Below are 16,699 nucleotides of genomic sequence, written 5' to 3'. Positions count from 1 at the left end.
GCAATTATTGTTGGGCTGTTTCAGCCCGTCACTGCGATAAAGAGAGCCCGGCGTGCTCGCGCAACAGGTGGAAGTGGATTTTGGGAAATCGTTCCTGTGCCAGCCGCACGTCGTAAGGCGAAGTGCAAAGAAATGCCAGCGCGTCGGCGGCGTCCAGCGCCATGCGCTGCGGGTAAGCGTCGGTAAAAGCCCGCAACTCGGCCGGGGTATCGGCGGTGATCCAGCGGGCGCCCGTGTACTGGCAGCCTTCCAGCCGGATGTCGGCGTCGTACTCGGTCTTCAGGCGGTGCTGCACCACCTCGAACTGCAGCTGGCCCACCGCGCCCAGCAGCATGGCGCCGCCGGCCTGCGGGCGGAACACCTGGATGGCGCCTTCCTCGCCCAGCTGCGCCAGGCCCTGCTGCAGCTGCTTGGTGCGCAGCGGGTTGCGCAGCAGCACGGTCATGAACAGTTCCGGCGCGAAGAAGGGCAGGCCGGTGAACTGCAGGCTGGCGCCGTCGGTGATGGTGTCGCCCAGCTGCACGCCGCCGTGGGTGGTGAAGCCGATGATGTCGCCGGCGTACGCCTCTTCCACCGCTTCGCGGCGCTGCGACAGGAAGGTCACCACCGACGTCGGGCGCAGCTCCTTGGCGGTGCGCTGCACCTTCAGCTTCATGCCCGGCGTGTAGCGGCCCGAGGCCATGCGCACGAAAGCGATGCGGTCGCGGTGGTTGGCGTCCATGTTGGCCTGCACCTTGAACACCACGCCGGCGAAATTGGCGTCGTCAGGCGCGACGGTCTTTTCCTGCGTCTGCCGGTTGACCACCGCCGAACTCAGGCGCGGCTGCGGCGCCGGCGCGATGTCCACCAGCGCGTCCAGCACCTCCATCACGCCGAAGTTGTTGACACCGGAACCGAAGAACACCGGCGTCTGCTTCGCATCCAGGAAGGCCTGGTGATTCCACTCGGGCGAGGCGCCGGTGGCCAGTTCCATGCTCTCGGCCGCGGCGTCGTATTCCGCGCCGAAGCGCGAACGCAGCGTGTCCGCGTCGTCCAGCGGGATGGCCTCGAAGTCCTGCGGGCGGCGCTCGCTGCCGGCTTCGAACACCGTCATCGCCCTGGTGCGCAGGTTCATGATGCCGCCGAAGCTCTTGCCCTTGCCCACCGGCCAGGTCATGGGCACGCAGGGCATGCCCAGTTCGCGTTCCACCTCGTCCAGGATGTCCAGCGGCTCGCGCACCTCGCGGTCCATCTTGTTGACGAAGGTGATGATGGGCGTGTTGCGCTGGCGGCAGACCTCGATGAGGCGCCGGGTCTGCGCTTCCACGCCGTTGGCCGCGTCGATCACCATCAGCGCCGAATCGACGGCGGTGAGCACGCGGTAGGTGTCTTCCGAGAAGTCCTTGTGGCCCGGCGTGTCCAGCAGGTTGATCACGTGGTCGCGGTAGACCATCTGCATCACCGACGAAGCCACCGAGATGCCGCGCTGCTTCTCGATCTCCATCCAGTCGCTGGTGGCGTGGCGCGAAGCCTTGCGGCCCTTCACCGCGCCCGCGATCTGGATCGCGCCCGAGAACAGCAGCAGCTTTTCCGTCAGCGTGGTCTTGCCCGCGTCGGGGTGGGAAATGATGGCGAAGGTTCGGCGCCGCCGGACTTCGGCGGTCAAGGGCGATGCGGACACGGGGAGGGGCTCTTTTTCGAAACGCGCCGATCAGCTGCAAAGCGTTTCGGCGGGACCCGTATTGTCGCCGATGGGTGTAGCTTGCCGGGATGGCTGCTTCCCAATCCGCCACCGTGATCGCCGCCGACGGCCACGAGGTGGCCGTCTCCAACCCCGGCAAGGTGCTCTTTCCGGAGGTCAAGCTCACCAAACTGGACCTGGTCCGCTACTACGTGGATGTGGCCGAAGGGGCGCTGCGCGGCACGGGCGGCCGGCCCTGCGTGCTGGTGCGCTACCCCGACGGCGTGGGTGGCGAGTTCTTCTTCCAGAAGCGGGCGCCGGCAAACCGGCCGGACTTCATCGAAGTGAGCACCATCCGTTTCCCATCCGGCCGCACGGCCGAAGAGGTGGTGCCGCGCAACGCCGCGGCGCTGGCCTGGATGGCCAACCTGGGTTGCCTGGAACTGCATCCGCACCCGGTGCGCGCCGAGGACCTGGACCACCCCGACGAATTGCGCGTGGACCTGGACCCGATGCCCGGCGTGCCCTGGCCACAGATCCGCGAAGTGGCGATGGTCGCGCGCGAAGTGCTGCACGAACACGGCCTGGTGGCGTGGCCCAAGACTTCAGGCTCGCGCGGCATCCACCTGCTGGTGCGCATCGAGGCGCGCTGGTCTTTCGACCAGGTGCGCCGCGCCGCACTGGCACTGGCCCGCGAGGTGGAGCGCCGCGCGCGCCAGCTGGCCACCAGCGCGTGGTGGAAGGAGGAGCGTCACGGCGTGTTCGTGGACTACAACCAGAACGCCAAGGACCGCACCGTGGCTTCGGCCTACTCGGTGCGGCCGCGGCCCGATGCCCGCGTGTCCACGCCGGTGACCTGGGAAGAGCTGGGCGACTGCGACCCGGCGGACTTCACGATGAAGACGGTGCCGGCGCGGCTGCGTCAGCACGGTGACCCGCACGCGCGCATCGACGAGTCGCCGGGGTCTCTCGATGCGTTGCTGGAGCTCTCGGCGAAGCACGAGAGCGCGGGGCAGGGCGACGCGCCGTGGCCGCCGCATTACCGCAAGCAGGCCGGCGAGCCGACGCGCGCCGCGCCGTCGAAGCGGCGCAGCAGCAAGCCGCTGATCGAGGTGGCGCGCTCGGACCGCGAGGCGGAAGCCGTCGCGGCGGCCGAAGCATGGAAGCAGAAGCACCCGAAGGCGGCGGCGCACCTGGAGCCGGCTGACGTGCTGGTCGATCGCATGCGCGGCAGCTCCTCGCTGTGGTATCGCGTGCGAATCAACCTCGAGCACGTGCCCGCGAAGCTGCGTCCGCGTGAGCCCAAGCCGGGCTGACGACGGCCGCGCCGCGTGTTACGTCGCCGCCGCGGCGGGCTGGAACACCTGGGCCAGCTCGAAAGGCGTGGTGACTTCCAGCTGGTCGTAGCGGCAGTCGGTGGGCGGCTTGTCGGGGCGCCAGCGCAGGAACGTGGTGGCGTGGCGGAAGCGGTCGCCCTGCAGGTGGTCGTACTTCACTTCGCACACGCACTCGGGCCGCAGCGGCTCCCAGCTGAGGTCCTTGCCACCGCTCCAGCGGCTCTTGGCGCCGGGCATGCGCTCGGCGTCGCCCGCGCTGGCCTGTGCCCACTCGCGCCAGGGGTGGTCGGCCATCGCGCCTTCGCGCAGCGGCGCGAGCTCTTCCAGCAGTTGGCGGCGCATGTCCATCGTGAACGAGGAAGTGATGCCCACGTGCTGCAGCACGCCCGCGCCGTCGTACAGGCCCAGCAGCAGCGAACCGATCGCGTCCTGCGAATCCCTGTACCAGCGGAAGCCCGCCACCACGCATTCGGCGGTGCGCGCGTGCTTGATCTTGAGCATCGTCCGCTTGCCGGGCTGGTACGTCGCTTCGGCGGGCTTGGCCATCACGCCGTCCAGGCCCGCGCCTTCGAAGCGCTGCAGCCATTCCTGAGCCTGCCCGCGGTCGGTGGTCACCCGCGTGACGTAGAGCGGCGCCTTGGCGGAGCCGAGCAAACGTTCCAGCCGCGCGCGCCGTTCGCGCTGCGGCAGGTCCATCACCGATTTGCCGCCGGCAGCCAGCAGGTCGAAGGCGACGAAGCCCGATGGCGTTTCCTTCGCCAGCTTGGCGATGCGCGATGCGGCGGGATGGATGCGCTGCTGCAGGGCGTCGAAGTCCAGGCCGTTCGGTCCCGCGACCACGATCTCACCGTCGACGATGCAGCCCTTGGGCAGCTGCTCGGCCAGCACCTTCTCCAGTTCCGGGAAGTAGCGGTTGAGCGGCTTGAGGTCGCGGCTCTGGATGGTCACGCCCGAGGTGCCGCGGAACACGATGGCCCGGAAGCCGTCCCACTTGGGTTCGAACAGGAAGCCTTCGCCTTCGGGCAGGGACTCGGCGATCTTCGCCAGCATGGGGGCCAGCGGGGCCGTGAAAAGTGTCGCGGAAACCATGCGGCTTTGTACCTCAGCGCTGCCCGGCCGTGGGCGCTCCGTATAATCGCAACCCATCCGAGGAGCGTTGCAGCACCGCCCAGGTGTGAGGCTCGGAAACCTTCGCAACGACGCTCACCCACTGCACTACGTGAGGTGAGTTGCACAACCCCTTGCAGGCAGTGGCTGGACCGAAACCCGTTTCAGGAGCCGCCATGAACGCCGTTCTCAAGCAGACCGCGACGCAAGACTGCGTCATCACCGACATCGCCCTGGCCGACTGGGGCCGCAAGGAAATCCGCATCGCCGAGACCGAGATGCCCGGCCTGATGGCGATCCGTTCGGAATTCGCCAAGGCCCAGCCGCTGAAGGGCGCGCGCATCACGGGCTCGCTGCACATGACCATCCAGACCGCGGTGCTCATCGAGACGCTGCAGGCGCTGGGCGCGCAGGTGCGCTGGGCCTCGTGCAACATCTTCTCCACCCAGGACCACGCCGCCGCGGCCATCGCCGCCGCCGGCACGCCGGTGTTCGCCAAGAAGGGCGAGTCGCTGGAAGAGTACTGGGACTACACGCACCGCATCTTCGACTTCGGCGCCAAGGGCGGCGAGGGCGAAGGCCCGAACATGATCCTGGACGACGGCGGCGACGCCACGCTGCTGATGCACCTGGGCATGCGCTGCGAGAAGGACCTGTCGCTGATCGACACCCACTCCAGCGAGGAAGAGCGCATCCTGCACGCTTCCATCAGGAAGAAGCTGGCCGAAGACCCGACCTGGTACAGCCGCAAGTCGGCCCAGATCCTGGGCGTGACGGAAGAGACCACCACCGGCGTGCACCGCCTGCAGGACATGGCCAACAAGGGCCTGCTGAAGTTCCGCGCGATCAACGTCAACGACTCGGTCACCAAGAGCAAGTTCGACAACCTGTACGGCTGCCGCGAATCGCTGGTGGACGGCATCAAGCGCGCCACCGACGTGATGGTGGCCGGCAAGGTGGCCCTGGTGGCCGGCTACGGCGACGTGGGCAAGGGCAGCGCGCAGGCGCTGCGCGCGCTGTCGGCGCAGGTGTGGGTGACCGAGATCGACCCCATCAACGCCCTGCAGGCCGCCATGGAAGGCTACCGCGTCGTGACGATGGACTATGCCGCCGACAAGGCCGACATCTTCGTCACCTGCACCGGCAACAAGGACGTCATCACCTACGCCCACATGGCGAAGATGAAGGACCAGGCCATCGTCTGCAACATCGGCCACTTCGACAACGAGATCGACGTCGCGACGCTCGAGAAGAAGTGCCAGTGGGAAGAGATCAAGCCGCAGGTCGACCACGTCATCTTCGAAGGCGGCAAGCGCATCATCCTGCTGGCCAAGGGCCGCCTGGTGAACCTGGGCTGCGCCACCGGCCACCCCAGCTACGTGATGAGCTCCTCGTTCGCCAACCAGACGCTGGCGCAGATCGAGCTGTTCACCAAGCCGAAGGCGTACGAAACGGGCAAGGTCTACGTGCTGCCCAAGCACCTGGACGAGAAGGTCGCCCGCCTGCAGCTGTCCAAGCTGGGCGCGCAGCTCACCGAGCTGACCGCCGAGCAGGCCGCCTACATCGGCGTGGACAAGAACGGGCCGTACAAGCCCGATACGTACCGCTATTGAGCTGCGCATGGCGAATGACAAATGACGCATGAAGTCATTTGTCATCGAGCGGCAGCGAGCTCATTTGCCATTGCCCGAATGCGCGCCGACCAGCTCCTCGTCGAACGCGGCCTCGCGGCCACGCGCTCGCAGGCGCAGCGCCTGATCGCGTCGGGCGTGCGCTGGCACGACGCGCGCGGCTGGCACGACGTGGCCAAGAACGGCGACGAGGTGCCCGCAGGCGCGCAGGTCGAGCTGCTGGACGACGCGGAAACGCGCTACGTCTCGCGCGGCGGGCTGAAGCTGGAAGGTGCGTTGCGCGCGGCGGGCGTGGACCCGCGCGGGCTGCGGTGCCTGGACGTGGGCCAGTCCACCGGCGGCTTCACCGACGTGCTGCTGCAGCAAGGCGCGGCGCAGGTGGCCGGCGTGGACGTGGGCCACGGCCAGCTGCACGACAAGCTGCGGGCCGATGCACGCGTGGTCGCGCTGGAGAAGGTGAATGCGCGCGAGCTGGATGCGGCGCGCCTGCGCGAAGCGGGCGTCGAAGCGCACTTCGATCTCGCGGTCGGCGACCTGTCGTTCATCTCGCTCACGCTGGTGCTGCCCGCCCTCGCGCCGCTGCTCGCGCCGGGCGGACGCCTGCTGATGCTGGCCAAGCCGCAGTTCGAGCTGCAGCCCGGCCAGCTGGGCAAGGGCGGCGTGGTGCGCGACGAGGCGCTCTACCCGCAGGTGGAAGCGCGCTTGCGCGAAGCCTGCGCGGCGAATGGTTTGCAAGTCCTGGGCTGGCACGACAGCCCGATCCGCGGCGGCGACGGCAACCGCGAGTTCTTCATCGACGCAAGGAGGGGAGCATGAGCACGCTTCCGGTGAGCCTGGAATTCTTTCCGCCCAAGACCGAAGAGGGGGCGGAGAAGCTGCGCGGGGCGCGGCAGAAGCTGTATGCGCTGAAGCCCGAGTTCTGCTCGGTCACTTTCGGCGCGGGCGGGTCCACGCAGGAGGGCACGCTGGCTTCGGTGCGCGAGATCATGGCCGAAGGCGTGTCGGCCGCGCCGCACCTCTCGTGCATCGGCCAGACGCGCGACAGCATCCGCGAGCGGCTGGTCGCGTACTCGACCGCGGGCGTGAAGCGCATCGTCACGCTGCGTGGCGACCTGCCCAGCGGCTACGGCCTGGGCGGCGAGTTCCGCTACGCGAGTGACCTGGTCGCTTTCATCCGCGCGGAAACCGGCCGCCAGTTCACGCTGGAAGTGGCCGCGTACCCCGAGGTGCATCCGCAGGCGCGTTCGCCGCAGGCGGACCTGGAGGCTTTCATCGCCAAGGTGGAAGCGGGCGCGGACTCGGGCATCACGCAGTACTTCTTCAACGCCGATTCGTACCTGCGATTCGTCGATGAACTGCGCAAGCGCAACGTGCAGGTGCCGGTGGTGCCGGGCATCATGCCCATCACCAGTTCGACGCAGCTGATGCGCTTTTCCGACGCGTGCGGCGCGGAGATCCCGCGCTGGATCCGGCTGCGGCTGCAGGGCTTCGGCGACGACTCGGCTTCGATCAAGTCGTTCGGCCTGGACGTCGTCACCGCGCTGTGCGAGCGGCTGCGTGCGGAGGGCGCGCCCGGCCTGCACTTCTACACGATGAACCAGGCGCAGGCCACGCTGGAAATCTGCCGGAGGCTGGGCGCGTGAGGGCTTGGGCGGCGCTGCTGCTGGCGGGCTTCGCTTCGTGCGGTGCGTGGGCCGACGAGGCCGGCGAGCCGTTCGGGCTGGACAAGCCGCTGCCAGAGACGCCGCAACTTTCCGCTTCGCCTTCGCCGGTGGTGGAGGAAGGTCCCGCGTCCTGGTACGGGCTGGCCTTCCACGGCCGGCGCACGGCCAGCGGCGAGCGCTTCGACATGAAGGCCTTCACCGCCGCGCATCCCTGGCTGCCTTTCGGCACGCGCGTGCTGGTGCGCAACCCGCGCAATGGCCGCAGCATCGTCGTGCGCATCAACGACCGCGGGCCGCACGTGGCGGGCCGCATCATCGACCTGAGCCATGCGGCCGCGCAGGCGCTGGGCCTGCTGGGCGTGGGAACGAGATCGGTGGTGCTGACGCTGGCGCAGGAACTGCCGCCGCGCCGGCGCGGTCAGCAGCAGGGCCGGCCGTAGTTCTGCATGCAGAGGTTGCGGATGCGTTCGCGGTCCTGGTCGATGCGGCGCTGGGCCTCGTATTGCCGGCGCCTGGCACACCTCGAATCGGCGCCGGCGGCCGGCGTCAGCCGCCGGCTTCGAGCTGCTGCCCCTGGCCGCGGCCCCGCCCCAGCACCGACAACAGCTGCGGCAGCGCGGCCTGCAGCGCCGGCTTCAGCGTGTGCGGCGGGTTCAGCACGAACAGGCCGCTGGCGTTCAGCGTGGGCTTGCGCGGGCCGCCGGGCTCCGCTTCCTTCGCGCCCACCGAGAAAGTCGCGTGCAGCCAGGGCTTGCGCGCCTGGTTGGCCAACGTCTTCAGCTTGCGCGGCAGGTCGTGCGCCTCGGCGCGCGGGATGACGGGGTACCAGACGGCGTAGGTGCCGGTCGCGAAACGCGGCAGGGCGTCCTTCAGCGCCGCGGTGACCTTGGCGTAGTCGCTCTTGATCTCGTAGCTGGGGTCGATGAGCACCAACGCGCGGCGCGAAGGCGGCGGCAGCAGCGCCTTCAGCGCCTCGAAGCCGTCCTGGCGGTCCACCGTGACCTGGCGGCCGGCCTTCAGCTGGGCGACGTTGCCGGCCAGCGCCTGGCTGTCGCTGGGATGCAGCTCGAACAGCTTCAGCTTGTCGCGCGAGCCGGCGCCGGACCGCAGCGCGTGCTGGGCGATGAATGGCGAGCCGGGGTAGACGCGCACCTCGCCGGGGCGGTTGAACGCCTGCACCAATTCGATGTAGTCGGCGACGGCGGGCGCCAGGGGCTGGCCGTCCATTGTCTTGTTAGCGCCCACTTTCTCGAAAAGCTTGAACACGCCGTCAATGGCTTCGCCTGAGGTGCCGGCGTAGTCGCCATCCAGCCGGTACAGGCCGGCCCCCGCGTGGGTGTCGATCACCCACAGCGGCGCCTCCTTCAGGGTGAGGTGGCGCAGGATGGCGAGCAAGGCCACGTGCTTGAAAACGTCGGCGTGGTTGCCGGCGTGGAAGGCGTGGCGGTAACTGAACATCCCGGTATCCTACCCGCCGCCCGTCGCTTCCTTGCGGTAAGTCCTTGATTCATCGTAGAATCTCAGGCTTTCCGCAGCGCTACTAGGCCCCGCGACGGAAGCCGGAGAAATCCGGTCACCCCACCTAAGAGGTTCCCAGAAGAGGAACACCGACCGTGGAAAAGGGCCGCCAGACCCAACTCGAAAGCTTCCATGAAAACGTTCAGCGCGAAACCCGCTGACGTGACGCACGAGTGGTTTGTGATTGACGCCACCGACAAGGTGCTCGGACGTGTTGCCAGCGAAGCAGCACTCCGGTTGCGCGGCAAGCACAAGGCCATCTACACGCCTCACGTCGACACCGGCGACTACATCGTCGTCATCAACGCTTCCAAGCTCCGTGTCACCGGCACGAAAGAGCTGAACAAGAAGTACTACCGCCACTCGGGCTTCCCCGGCGGCATCTACGAGACCAACTTCCGCGACCTGCAGGCCAAGCATCCCGGCCGCGCGCTGGAGAAGGCCGTCAAGGGCATGCTGCCCAAGGGCCCGCTGGGCTACGCCATGATCAAGAAGCTGAAGGTCTACGGCGGCACCGAGCACCCGCACACCGCCCAGCAACCGAAGCCCCTGGAGATCTGAAGATGATCGGTGAATGGAACAACGGCACCGGCCGGCGCAAGACCAGCGTCGCCCGCGTGTTCCTGAAGAAGGGCTCCGGCAAGATCACGATCAACGGCAAGGACATCGAGCAGTTCTTCGGCCGCCAGACGTCGATCATGATCGCGCGCCAGCCCCTGGTGCTGACCGCCAACAACGAAGCGTTCGACGTCATGGTCAACGTGCACGGCGGCGGTGAATCCGGCCAGGCCGGCGCGGTGCGCCACGGCATCACCCGCGCGCTGATCGACTACGACGCGGCCCTCAAGCCGCAACTGTCGGCCGCCGGCTTCGTCACGCGCGACGCCCGTGAGGTCGAGCGCAAGAAGGTCGGCCTGCACTCCGCGCGCCGCCGCAAGCAGTTCAGCAAGCGCTAAACCGCAAGCTCAGCGTTACAAAGCCGCACACAAGTTCGCTTGGTGCGGCTTTGTCGTTGGTGGCATGCTCACAAACTAGCTCATGCGTTGGAAGCTGTTACGCCGCCGGCTGACGATCAGCGCCCCCCGGGTCGCGGTCCGAAGCGCCATGCCCTGGCCCCTGCGCTGGGCGGTGGTGGCCATCGTGCTGGGTTTCTGCGGCGCCATCAGCCTGTGGGCTTTCGAATTCGGCAAGAGCATCGCCGGGCTGGACAGCGAAGCCAAGGCCGAGCTGTCGCAGCTGCGCAGTGAGGTCTCGCGGCTGCGCGAAGAGCGCGACAAGGCGCAGTCCATCCTCAACACTTCCGGCAGCCTCATCACGGCCGAGCGCTCCGCGCAGGAACGCATGGCCTCGCAGGTCCGCCAGCTGGAAGCCGAGAACCGCGCGCTGCGCGACGACCTGGGCTTCTTCGAGAAGCTGATGCCCGCCGGCGGCAACGAAGGCATCGCCATCCGCGGTCTGCAGGCCGAGGTGCTGGCCGGCACGCAGCTGAAATGGCAGGTGCTGGTGATCCAGCCCGTCAAGAACGCGCCGGAATTCCGCGGCAAGCTCCAGCTCACGGTCGCCGGCACGCTGGACGGCAAGCCCTGGATGATGGACCTCCCGGACGGCTCGCAGGACCTTCGGTTCCGCCAATACCGCCGCCTGGAAGGCATGGTCGACCTGCCTCAACAGGTCGTGGTAAAAAACGTTTCCGCCAAGGTGGTGGAAGGGACGGCCACCCGGGCGGTGCAAAGCATCAAGCTCGGGGCCTGATCAGCAGGAACGCAAAGAGGAGTAGCCGATGTTCGGCAAGAAAGCGCAACCCCCGATCAAGAGCCTCATCGCCCACGGCAGCCGCGTGGAAGGCAACCTCAGGTTCACCGAAGGCCTTCGGGTCGACGGCGAAGTCGTCGGCGACATCCGCGCCATGACCGAAGAGCCCAGCATGCTGGTGATCTCCGAAGCCGCGGTGGTGCAGGGCGAGATCCACGCCGACCACGTCATCGTCAACGGCACCGTGCGCGGCCCCGTGTTCGCCAACGAATTGCTGGAACTGCAGCCCAAGGCGCACATCGAAGGGGATGTGTCCTACCGGGCCCTGGAAATGCACCAGGGCGCCGTCATCTCCGGGCAGCTGAAGCCGCTGGCGGTGGGCGAGGAAAAGCCCTTACTGAAGCTGGCGGCAAACAACCAGTAGCCGCAATACCCGACTGGATTGCCGTACCATTCCAGTCTCATTCAAGGAAGTCATTCTCATGAGCGCCGCCGCCGAAACCGTCCAGACCGAAATGCCCGCACCGCTGATCTTCACCGACAGCGCCGCGGCGAAGGTGGCCGACCTCATCGCCGAGGAAGGCAACCCCGACCTGAAGCTGCGCGTTTTCGTGCAGGGGGGGGGCTGCTCGGGTTTCCAGTACGGCTTCACGTTCGACGAGATCGCGAATGACGACGACACCGTGATGAGCAAGAACGGGGTCTCGCTGCTGATCGACGCGATGAGCTACCAGTACCTGGTGGGCGCTGAGATCGACTACAAGGAAGACCTGCAGGGCGCGCAGTTCGTGATCAAGAACCCGAATGCCACCACCACCTGCGGCTGCGGCTCCAGCTTCTCCGCCTGATCAGGCGGGCCAAAGAGCTCCAAGCACACGGGCGCCTCGGGCGCCCGTGGTGCTTGTGAGGGGCAGTTTTTCGCGCCGCACGCACTGCCGCGCCAACCAGGCGAAGGCCGCGGCTTCCACCTGCAGCGGCGGCAAGCCTTCCTCTTCACTCGACAGCACGCGCGTGCCGGGCAGCAGCGCCTGCAGGCGGCGCATCAGGTGGCCGTTGAGCGCGCCACCACCGCAGACCACCAGCTTGGGCAAATCGGCCGCGTGGCGCTTCACGTCCTGCGCGATGGCGGCCGCGGTGAGTTCGGCCAGCGTCGCCTGCACGTCCTGCGGCGAAACGTTTGACTTCAGCTGCCCTGCCAGCCACTCGTCGTGGAACAGGTCGCGTCCGGTGCTCTTGGGTGGGTTCGACGCGAAGTAGGGCTCGGCCAGCATCGACTTCAGCAGCGCCTGGTCCGGCGTGCCGCCCGCGGCCCACGCGCCATCGCGATCGAAGGGCTGGCCCTGGTGCCGCAGGCACCACGAGTCCATCAGCGCATTGCCCGGACCGCAGTCGAACCCCAGCTGCGTGCCGTCGGCGCGCAGCAGCGTGAGGTTGGAGATGCCGCCGATGTTCAGCACCCCCAGCGTTTCGCTTGCACGGCCGAACATCGCCCGATGGAAGAACGGCGCCAGCGGCGCGCCCTGGCCGCCCGCCGCAACGTCGCGCGTGCGGAAGTCGGCCGCCACGTCGATGCCCGTCAGTTCCGCCAGCAGCGCCGGCTGCGCCAGCTGCACCGTGTAGCCGGTGCCGTCGAAAGCCTGCGGCCGGTGCCGCACGGTCTGGCCGTGGGCGCCGATCGCGCGCACGTCGCCGGCCGTGAGCTTCGACTGCCGCAGCAGGTCGTGCACCACCTGCGCATACACGCGCATCAGCGCATTCGCCGCCAGCTCGCCGCGATGGATCTCATCTTCACCGGACTTGTTCAGCGCCAGCAATTCGGCGCGCAACGCGGGATCGAACGGCGCGGTGGCATGGGCCAGCACGCGCACGCCGCTGTCGAAAGTGGCGACGACGCCGTCCACCCCGTCGAGCGAGGTGCCGGACATCAGGCCGATGAAGTGTTCGGGCATGCGGCGATTCTGCCGCGCAGCGCGCCTATTCCGCGCTGGCGGTCGTCGCGAGCGCCGCGGCCGCGAGCTGGGCGCGCATGGACTTCGCCAGCTGCTCGAACGCCGGCCTGGCCGACGCCGTCAGCGGCGTGTTCTGCGCGCGCCTGGCCACCAGGATGGGGTCCTGGTGCACGCCGTTGACGCGGAACTCGAAGTGCAGGTGCGGGCCGGTCGCCCAGCCGGTGGCGCCCACCGCGCCGATGCGCTGGCCCTGCGACACGTTCTGCCCATTGCGCACGTCGATGCGGCTCAGGTGCGCGTACACGGTGAGGTCGCTGCCGTTGTGCTTGACCATCACCACGTTGCCGAAGCCGTTCTGCACGCCCGCGAATTGCACGACGCCGTCGCCCACCGTACGCACCGGCGTGCCGGTGGGCGCGCCGTAGTCCACGCCCAGGTGGGCCTTCCACTGCTTCAGGATCGGATGGAAGCGGTTGGCGAACCCGCTGGTGACGCGCGAGAACTCCATCGGCGAAGCCAGGTACGAGCTGGTAAGGCTCTTGCCGTCCAGCGTGTAGTAGCCGCCCTTGGTGCCCGGTTCCTGGAACCAGACTGCCTGGAAGGTCTTGCCGTTGTTGACGAACTCCAGCGACAGCACGCGGCCGGTGCGCAGCGGCTCGCCGTCGGCTTCCAGCGCTTCGTACACCACGCTGAAGCGGTCGCCCTTGCGCAGGCCGCGGTGGAAATCGATCTCGGCGGACAGGATGTCGGCCACCTGCACCGCCACTTCGTCGGGGATGTGCGACTCGTCCACCGCCGCGAAGAGCGAAGTGCGGATGGTGCCGCTGCCCAGTCGGGCGGCCGCCTGCAGCGGCGCGCTTTCGATGCGGGTGGAGAACTGGCCCTTGGCGTCCTTCTCCACCACCAGGCGGCGGAAGTTGCCGGAATCGTCGGCGACCCAGCGCGCGGTGAGGCTGGCCAGCGCGTGCTGGTCGGTCGCCTCGGCGCGAACCACGCGGCCCGGGCGCCCCAGCAGCTGCTGGCGCACGGTGCCGTCCTGGCGCAGGTAGTTGGCCGCGGCCGGGTCGCTGACGCCCAGGCGCGCCAGCAGCGTGTCCACCGTGTCGGTGGTGCGCACGGTGTCGCTGCGATAGAGATTGAAGACGTGGGCGTCCAGCGCTTCGGCCTGCTCCGACAGCGGGGTGGACGCGGGCTGCACCGCTTCTTCCACCGTGCTCACCGGCAGGCTGGAAGGATCCGGCCCGAACGACGCGACGGCGAAAGCGCCGCCACCACCACCCAGCAACAGCGCGGCGACCACGGCGGTGATCTGGCGCGGATGCCGCTGCAATGCCCCGGCGGCGAGGGCCAGGGCGCTTTCGGCAGCGGCAAAGATGTTTCTTTTCAAACCTCGGACCTTCTGTGACGGGAAACACCGGGATCGGCCGGCAGTGTGTCCCGTGGGCGGCGCGGCGGGAATGCCTCGACTGGGCAGCTCTTTAGAATCACCCCGGCCGCGAAATGGGCGCCAGTATAGCGATGGTGACAACCCGTCGGATCAGTAAAAAACCGTGATGAATCAACCACTTGTTACAACCGCGCACCCCGTGACCGACCGTGTCCGCGAAGCCCTGGCGGTGACGCTGCGCGGCTGCGAGGAACTGATCCCGAAGGACGAGTGGGTCGCGAAGCTGGCGAAATCCGAAGCCGCCCGCACCCCTTTGCGGGTGAAGCTGGGCCTGGACCCCACCGCCCCGGACATCCACGTGGGCCACACGGTCGTGCTCAACAAGCTGCGCCAGTTGCAAGACCTGGGCCACACCGTCATCTTCCTCATCGGTGACTTCACATCGATGATCGGCGACCCCTCGGGCCGCAACACCACGCGCCCGCCCCTGACGAAGGAGCAGATCGAAGCCAACGCCGAGACCTACCGCGCGCAGGCCTACAAGATCCTCGACCCCTCGAAGACCGAGCTTCGCTACAACAGCGAATGGAGCGACCCGCTGGGCGCGCGCGGGATGATCCAGCTGGCCGCCCGCTACACGGTGGCGCGCATGATGGAGCGCGACGATTTCCATAAGCGCTTCACCGAAGGCCGATCCATCAGCGTGCACGAGTTCCTGTACCCGCTGATGCAGGGCTACGACTCGGTCGCGCTGAAGAGCGACCTGGAGCTCGGCGGCACCGACCAGAAATTCAACCTGCTGATGGGGCGCCACCTGCAGCAGGAATACGGCCAGGAGCCCCAGTGCATCCTGACCATGCCCTTGCTCGAAGGCCTGGACGGCGTCGACAAGATGAGCAAGAGCAAGAACAACTACATCGGCATCACCGAGGACGCCAACACCATGTTCGCCAAGGTGATGTCGATCTCGGACACGCTGATGTGGCGCTGGTACATGCTGCTGTCGTTCCAGAGCGAAGCCGCCATCGCGAAGCTGAAGTCGGAAGTGGACGGTGGCCGCAACCCGCGCGATGCCAAGGTGGCCCTGGCCAAGGAGATCACCGCGCGCTTCCACGACGCGGCCGCCGCCGACGCGGCCGAGCAGGATTTCGTCAACCGCAGCAAGGGCGGCATCCCGGACGAGATCCCGGAAGTGACGCTCTCGGGCGCGCCGCTGGGCATCGGCGCGCTGCTCAAGCAGGCGGGCCTGGCGCCGTCCACCAGCGAAGCCAACCGGCTGATCGACGGCGGCGGCGTGCGCATCGACTCCTCCACCGTCAGCGACAAGGGCTTGAAGCTGGCCGCGGGCACCTACGTCGTGCAGGTGGGCAAGCGCAAGTTCGCGCGCGTGACCCTGGCCTGACGCTCGGCGCGCGGGCGGCACCGCCTCAGCGCGCGCCCGCCTTTTCCAGCAGCTTCGCCATCTCCATGTAGCCGCGCGAGCGCGCCAGCTGCAGCGGCGTGTTGCCCTGCCGGTCCTTCAGCTGCTGGCTGGCGCCCGCGTCCAGCAGCGCCTTCAGCGTGTCCTGGTGGCGCGGGCCGCCGTCGCCCAGCACGACGGACTCAATCACCGCGGTCCAGTGCAGGTTGTTCACGTGGTCCAGCGGCGCGCCGGCCTTGATCAACTGCCGCACCACGCCCGCGTGCCCCAGGTGCGCCGCGGCGATCAGCGCCGTGCCGTCGTAGCGGCTGGTCACCTGCTTCGCGCTGGCGCCCAGCGACAGCAGCAGCGCGAGCGTCTCCTCGTCGTTGGCCACCGACGCGATGGTCACCGCGTCGTAGCGGTCGTTCTCCAGCGGGTCGAGCTTGGCACCCGCCTGCGCCAGCGCGCGGATGGCTTCACGCTGGCGCGCGAACGTGGCGACGTGCAGCGGCGTGCGCCCGTTGCCGTCGCGTGCCTCCAGGTTGGCGTGCGAAGCGGCCAGCTTGCGGATCGCCTCCGCGTCGCCGCGCTGCGCGGCGGCATGCAGGCCGGTGTACTTCGCGGCTTCCGCCGGCGAAGGCCCGACCTGGGCCGAAGACGGCGCGGCGGCCAGCAGCGAGCCCAGGGCCAGCATCAGGGACGCCAGCGCCGCCTTCATTTCAGCAGGTCCTTCACCTGGTCCAGCGCCGCGATCGCGCACTGCTCATCCAGGTTGCCGCCCGGCGCGCCGGCGACGCCCACCGCGCCGATCACTTCGTCGCCCACCTTCACCGGGACGCCGCCGCCGAGCAGCAGGTAGCCGGGGATGTTCACCAGGTTGGCGGCGCCGGGGTTCTTCTGCGCGCCTTCCATCATCGCCAGCGTGTTGTTCTTGGCCGATGCCGACGTGTAGGCCTTCAGGCGGCTGGCTTCCAGCGTGTGCGGGCCGGCCAGGTCGGCGCGCTGCACGGCGCGCACGGTGCCGGCGCGGTCGACCACGGTGGCGGTGACGTTGTACTTGTTGGCGGTGCACGCGGCCACGGCGTTGGCGGCGACGCGGTTGGCCAGGTCCAGCGACATGTTGCGCTCGGTGCGCACGGCCTGGGCGGACGCGGCGCCGGCGATCACGGTCAGGGCGGCGAGGGTGGCGAGGGTCTTGGCTTTCATTGGTGTTCTCCTTCGGTTGCGGCCGTCGTCCAGCCGTGCCGCCACTTTAGGAGTCGCGCCCCCGCGCCGCCATTCGTGCGGCTACG

18 protein-coding genes and 1 riboswitch are annotated in these 16,699 nt (G+C 68.3%); of the genes, 11 read left to right on the top strand and 7 right to left on the bottom strand.

Annotated features, from left to right (window positions below; genetic code table 11):
• Positions 1-28: 28 nt before the first annotated feature.
• A complete protein-coding gene (locus tag EZ216_RS16200) occupies positions 29-1,660 on the bottom strand; it encodes a peptide chain release factor 3 (protein WP_135250820.1) in 1,632 nt (543 codons plus the stop codon).
• An 89-nt stretch (positions 1,661-1,749) separates the two neighbouring features.
• On the opposite strand from EZ216_RS16200, the gene ligD reads away from it, so the two are divergent.
• Complete coding sequence (ligD, locus tag EZ216_RS16195) at positions 1,750-2,976, top strand: non-homologous end-joining DNA ligase (protein ID WP_135250819.1); 1,227 nt, start codon at positions 1,750-1,752, stop codon at positions 2,974-2,976.
• Positions 2,977-2,994: 18 nt separating this feature from the next.
• On the opposite strand, the gene EZ216_RS16190 is transcribed toward ligD, so the two are convergent.
• A complete protein-coding gene (locus EZ216_RS16190; protein ID WP_135250818.1) occupies positions 2,995-4,086 on the bottom strand; it encodes an ATP-dependent DNA ligase in 1,092 nt (363 codons plus the stop codon).
• Between the two features lie 53 nt (positions 4,087-4,139).
• A riboswitch (S-adenosyl-L-homocysteine riboswitch) is annotated at positions 4,140-4,209 on the top strand.
• Between the two features lie 71 nt (positions 4,210-4,280).
• Here EZ216_RS16190 and ahcY point away from each other — a divergent pair.
• The 4 genes from ahcY (at position 4,281) to EZ216_RS21835 (ending at position 7,839) form a co-directional block, all read left to right on the top strand.
• Positions 4,281-5,717: an adenosylhomocysteinase gene (gene ahcY, locus EZ216_RS16185; protein ID WP_135250817.1), complete on the top strand. Its 1,437-nt coding sequence runs from the start codon at positions 4,281-4,283 to the stop codon at positions 5,715-5,717.
• A gap of 78 nt (positions 5,718-5,795) precedes the next feature.
• The gene (locus EZ216_RS16180) at positions 5,796-6,551 is read left to right on the top strand and encodes a TlyA family RNA methyltransferase (protein WP_135250816.1); all 756 of its coding nucleotides are present in this window, start codon (positions 5,796-5,798) and stop codon (positions 6,549-6,551) included.
• Positions 6,548-7,378, top strand: a complete 831-nt coding sequence (gene metF, locus EZ216_RS16175; RefSeq protein ID WP_135250815.1) for a methylenetetrahydrofolate reductase [NAD(P)H] — start codon at positions 6,548-6,550, stop codon at positions 7,376-7,378. The genes EZ216_RS16180 and metF overlap by 4 nt, the downstream gene beginning before the upstream one ends.
• Positions 7,375-7,839 carry a septal ring lytic transglycosylase RlpA family protein gene (locus EZ216_RS21835; protein ID WP_439126738.1) on the top strand — a complete coding sequence of 155 codons (465 nt, stop codon included), beginning with the start codon at positions 7,375-7,377 and terminating at the stop codon, positions 7,837-7,839. Before metF ends, EZ216_RS21835 begins: the two co-directional genes overlap by 4 nt.
• A gap of 106 nt (positions 7,840-7,945) precedes the next feature.
• Here the strand turns inward: EZ216_RS21835 and EZ216_RS16165 are convergent, their stop codons facing one another.
• On the bottom strand, positions 7,946-8,857 hold the full coding sequence (locus tag EZ216_RS16165) for a 23S rRNA (adenine(2030)-N(6))-methyltransferase RlmJ (RefSeq protein ID WP_135250813.1): 912 nt from the start codon (positions 8,855-8,857) through the stop codon (positions 7,946-7,948).
• A 192-nt stretch (positions 8,858-9,049) separates the two neighbouring features.
• Between EZ216_RS16165 and rplM the strand changes: the two genes are divergently transcribed.
• From rplM to erpA, 5 genes are all read left to right on the top strand, one after another.
• Positions 9,050-9,478, top strand: coding sequence for a 50S ribosomal protein L13 (gene rplM, locus EZ216_RS16160; protein WP_135250812.1), 429 nt, complete (start codon positions 9,050-9,052; stop codon positions 9,476-9,478).
• A 2-nt stretch (positions 9,479-9,480) separates the two neighbouring features.
• A complete protein-coding gene (gene rpsI / locus EZ216_RS16155; RefSeq protein ID WP_135250811.1) occupies positions 9,481-9,873 on the top strand; it encodes a 30S ribosomal protein S9 in 393 nt (130 codons plus the stop codon).
• Positions 9,874-9,955: 82 nt separating this feature from the next.
• Positions 9,956-10,669: a DUF6776 family protein gene (locus tag EZ216_RS16150; RefSeq protein WP_135250810.1), complete on the top strand. Its 714-nt coding sequence runs from the start codon at positions 9,956-9,958 to the stop codon at positions 10,667-10,669.
• A 28-nt stretch (positions 10,670-10,697) separates the two neighbouring features.
• Positions 10,698-11,093 carry a bactofilin family protein gene (locus EZ216_RS16145; RefSeq protein WP_135250809.1) on the top strand — a complete coding sequence of 132 codons (396 nt, stop codon included), beginning with the start codon at positions 10,698-10,700 and terminating at the stop codon, positions 11,091-11,093.
• 58 nt (positions 11,094-11,151) lie between these two features.
• On the top strand, positions 11,152-11,517 hold the full coding sequence (erpA, locus tag EZ216_RS16140) for an iron-sulfur cluster insertion protein ErpA (protein ID WP_135250808.1): 366 nt from the start codon (positions 11,152-11,154) through the stop codon (positions 11,515-11,517).
• Here erpA and EZ216_RS16135 read toward each other — a convergent pair whose 3' ends face one another.
• Positions 11,518-12,618 carry an anhydro-N-acetylmuramic acid kinase gene (locus EZ216_RS16135; protein ID WP_135250807.1) on the bottom strand — a complete coding sequence of 367 codons (1,101 nt, stop codon included), beginning with the start codon at positions 12,616-12,618 and terminating at the stop codon, positions 11,518-11,520. It abuts the gene before it with no gap.
• A 25-nt stretch (positions 12,619-12,643) separates the two neighbouring features.
• The gene (locus tag EZ216_RS16130) at positions 12,644-14,005 is read right to left on the bottom strand and encodes a M23 family metallopeptidase (RefSeq protein ID WP_135250806.1); all 1,362 of its coding nucleotides are present in this window, start codon (positions 14,003-14,005) and stop codon (positions 12,644-12,646) included.
• A 166-nt stretch (positions 14,006-14,171) separates the two neighbouring features.
• Here EZ216_RS16130 and tyrS point away from each other — a divergent pair, with 166 nt between their 5' ends.
• Positions 14,172-15,407: a tyrosine--tRNA ligase gene (gene tyrS / locus EZ216_RS16125; protein WP_135250805.1), complete on the top strand. Its 1,236-nt coding sequence runs from the start codon at positions 14,172-14,174 to the stop codon at positions 15,405-15,407.
• Positions 15,408-15,432: 25 nt separating this feature from the next.
• Here tyrS and EZ216_RS16120 read toward each other — a convergent pair whose 3' ends face one another.
• Both EZ216_RS16120 and EZ216_RS16115 read right to left on the bottom strand, forming a co-directional pair.
• Positions 15,433-16,125 (bottom strand): ankyrin repeat domain-containing protein, encoded by a 693-nt coding sequence (locus EZ216_RS16120; RefSeq protein WP_135250804.1) that lies wholly within the window; start codon positions 16,123-16,125, stop codon positions 15,433-15,435.
• The gene (locus tag EZ216_RS16115; RefSeq protein ID WP_135250803.1) at positions 16,122-16,613 is read right to left on the bottom strand and encodes a GlcG/HbpS family heme-binding protein; all 492 of its coding nucleotides are present in this window, start codon (positions 16,611-16,613) and stop codon (positions 16,122-16,124) included. Before EZ216_RS16115 ends, EZ216_RS16120 begins: the two co-directional genes overlap by 4 nt.
• Positions 16,614-16,699 lie beyond the last annotated feature (86 nt).

Source organism: Ramlibacter humi (assembly GCF_004681975.1).
Classification (GTDB): domain Bacteria; phylum Pseudomonadota; class Gammaproteobacteria; order Burkholderiales; family Burkholderiaceae_C; genus Ramlibacter; species Ramlibacter humi.
Note: the sequence above shows the minus strand (reverse complement) of the source record. Positions and strands in the feature narration are given on the sequence as shown.